This is a genomic window from Kitasatospora sp. NPDC057512 (assembly GCF_042802135.1).
Classification (GTDB): Bacteria; Actinomycetota; Actinomycetes; order Streptomycetales; family Streptomycetaceae; genus Kitasatospora.
Window position 1 is genome coordinate 1 of record NZ_JBHVET010000892.1, and the last position, 3,040, is coordinate 3,040.

Genomic DNA, 3,040 nt, shown 5'->3' on the forward strand with positions numbered 1-3,040 from the left:
GCCGAGCCCTACGCCACCGCCGTGACCGTCGCCCTGGCCCGCGGCGACCTGGCGGAGGTGCGCTGCTTCGGGCGGGTCCGCCGCGGACCGGCCGCCGCGCCCTGCACCCCCGACACCGTCTTCGAACTCGGCTCCGTCAGCAAGACGTTCACCGCACTGCTGCTCGCGGAGATGGTCGCCCGCGGTGAACTCTCCCTGGACGACCCGGTCGAGAGCCGGCTGCCGCGCCGCTGGCGCGCCGCGAAGGTCCACTCGCCGGAACCCATCCGGCTGCTGCACCTGGCCACCCACACCTCGGGCCTGCCCGGACTGCCCCCGGGTCTGCTCGCGAAGGCCGTCCCGGCCTGGTTCAGCAACCCGTACGAGACGTACGGCGACGAACAGTTGAGGGACGCACTGGCCCGAACGACCGTACGTGGAAACCCCGGCAGCAGGTACGGGTACTCCAACTACGGAGTCGGACTGCTCGGACGGGTGCTCGCCGAGACGGGCGGGCTGCCGTACGGGGAACTGCTCGCCGAACGGGTCTGCGGACCGCTGGGGCTGCGGTCCACGACCTGCGCCCCGGACCCGCCGGACCGGGCCACCGGCTACCGACGCGGACAGGCGCTCCCGCCCTGGCGCATCCCCGGGCTGCCCGGAGCCGGCGCGGTACGGTCCGACGGGACCGACCTGCTGCGCTACCTCCGGGCGCACCTGGACGGCGGGCCGGCGGCAGGCGCGGGCAACGGGCTGAAGGCCGCCCTGCAGGACGTCCGGCGGCTGCGGTTGCGCTTGCCGCATTCGACCGACCGGATCGGCCTGGTCTGGATGCACCGCCGCTCGGGCGACCGGGACCTCTTCTTCCACAGCGGGGGCACCCGGGGGTTCACCGCCTTCGTCGGGTTCTCACCGGACCGTTCGGCGGCCGTCGCGGCGGTGGCCAACACCGCTCCGGCACTGAACGGACGGTTCGTCCAGGCGGGGTACGAGGCACTGCGGGTCGCCAGCCGGGTCTAGCCGACGAGGGGACGGTCGGTTCTAGACCGCCACGGCCTTGGCGCGGTCGGCGGCGATGTGCACGGCGAGGCCCGCGAGGACGGTGCCCATCACGTAGCGCTGGATCCGCAGCCAGCCGGGGCGGCGGTTGAGGAAGGCCGCGATGCCGCCCGCGCTCACCGCGATCAGGCCGTTGACGGTGATCGCTATCGCGATCTGGGTCAGGCCCAGCAGCAGGCTCTGCAGGGCGACGTGACCGCGCTCCGGGGCCACGAACTGGGGCAGCAGCGAGATGTACATGATGGCGATCTTGGGGTTGAGCAGGCAGGTCAGGAAGCCCATCGCGAACAGCCGGCGCGGCGGGTCCGGCGGCAGCTGCTGCGGGGCGAAGACCGCCGTACCACCCGGCTTGACCGCCTTCCAGGCCAGCCAGAGCAGATAGCCGGCACCGGCCAGCTTGATCGCGGTGTAGAGGGCGGGCACCACCGAGAACACCGCGGCCACCCCCGCCGTCACCGCGACCAGGTAGACCAGGAAGCCGGCCGCGACCCCGACCAGCGAGATCAGCCCGGCGCGGCGGCCCTGCGCGATCGAGCGCGAGACCAGGTAGATCATGTTGGGCCCGGGCGACAGCACCATGCCCAGAGCCACGGCGGCGATCCCGAGCAGGGCCCGGCCGTCCACGGCGGATGTCAACGCGTCCATGCGAGGAGGCTAGGACGGTTCATCGGGTCAATGCAATGATGACTTTGCCCTCGGTGCAATCCGTCGCCCGGGGCCCTGCCCGAGGCCCGGAGGAACGAATGCCGACGGACGACTACCGCCTGATCGCCGACCGGATCGCCGCCGAGATCGCGGAGGGACGGCTGCGGCCCGGCCAGCAGTTGCCCACCCAACGGGCGTTCGCCCGCAGCCGGGGCATCGCCAACTCGACGGCGGGGCGCGTCTACCGGGAACTGGCCCGGCGCGGACTGACCGTCGGGGAGGTCGGGCGCGGGACCTTCGTCCGGGCCGGGCGCGCACCGGACGGCACCCGGGTGGCACTCGCGGAACCGGCCGCCGCCCCCGTGGACCTGGAGCTCAACTACCCCGCCGTCCCCGGGCAGGCCGAGCTGCTGGCGGGCGCGCTGGCGCCGCTGCTGCGGCCGGACGCGCTGGGCGAGGCGCTGCGGCCGGTCGGCGCGGCCGGGACGGGCGCGGCACGACGGGCCTTCGCCGGACTGGTGTCGACCGGCTCCTGGGAGGTCGGGGCGGAGGACCTGCTGTTCGCCGGCAACGGGCGGCAGGCCATCGCCGGGGCCCTGTCCGCCCTGGTGCCGGCCGGGCAGCGGCTGGGCGTGGAGGAGCTGACCTACCCGGTGGTCAAGGCGGTGGCGGACCGGCTGGGCATCGTGCTGGTGCCGCTCGCCGTGGACGAGTACGGGCTGCTGCCGGACGCCGTGGCCGCCGCCCACCGGGCCGGACCGCTGCGCGCGGTGTACATCCAGCCGCGCCTGCAGAACCCGCTCGGCGCGAGCCTTCCGCAGGAGCGGCTGGTGGCGCTCGTGGCGGTGCTGCGACGGCTCGACCTGCCGGTGGTCGAGGATGCCGTCTGGTCCTTCCTGCGGCCGGATTCGGTGCCGCTGGCGGCGCGCGCGCCGGAGCGCACCGTACTCGTGGACAGCCTCTCCAAGCGGCTCGCCCCGGGGCTGACCACCGGGTTCGCGGTCGTCCCGGTGGCGCTGCGCGAGCGGGTGGCGGGGGCCCTGCGCTCGGGCGGGTGGACGCCGGGCGGCTTCGCGCTGGAGGCCGCGGTGCGCTGGATCGGGGACGGCACGCTGGCCGCGGTGGAGGCGGCGAAGCGGGCCGACGCGACGGCCCGGCAGCTGCTGGCGCGCGAGGTGCTGGCGGGGCAGCGGCTGCGGTCCGACCCGTGCTCGTACTACCTGTGGTGGGAGCTGCCGACCGGCCGACGGGCGGAGACCTTCGTCGCGGAGGCCGCGCGGGCCGGGATCTCCGTCACGCCCGCGGCGGCCTTCGCCGTCGATCCCCGGCGCTCGCCCTCCGCCGTCCGGGTCGGGCT

At 75.0% G+C, this 3,040-nt stretch carries 3 protein-coding genes; 2 read left to right on the forward strand and 1 reads right to left on the reverse strand.

Annotation, left to right across the window (positions count from 1 at the left end; genetic code table 11):
* A partial coding sequence (locus tag ACFU6K_RS35390) for a serine hydrolase domain-containing protein (RefSeq protein ID WP_380670188.1) occupies positions 1-999 on the forward strand: 999 nt, incomplete at its 5' end.
* 21 nt (positions 1,000-1,020) lie between these two features.
* Here the strand turns inward: ACFU6K_RS35390 and ACFU6K_RS35395 are convergent.
* Positions 1,021-1,683, reverse strand: coding sequence for a LysE family translocator (locus tag ACFU6K_RS35395; RefSeq protein WP_380670190.1), 663 nt, complete (start codon positions 1,681-1,683; stop codon positions 1,021-1,023).
* A 98-nt stretch (positions 1,684-1,781) separates the two neighbouring features.
* Here ACFU6K_RS35395 and ACFU6K_RS35400 point away from each other — a divergent pair.
* The coding region (locus ACFU6K_RS35400) for a PLP-dependent aminotransferase family protein (protein ID WP_380670192.1) at positions 1,782-3,040 on the forward strand (1,259 nt) is incomplete at its 3' end.

Bases quoted from the DNA above. Each gene is read 5' to 3' on its own strand.
- ACFU6K_RS35395 (WP_380670190.1), bottom strand. From the start codon at position 1,683: ATGGACGCGTTGACATCCGCCGTGGACGGCCGGGCCCTGCTCGGGATC.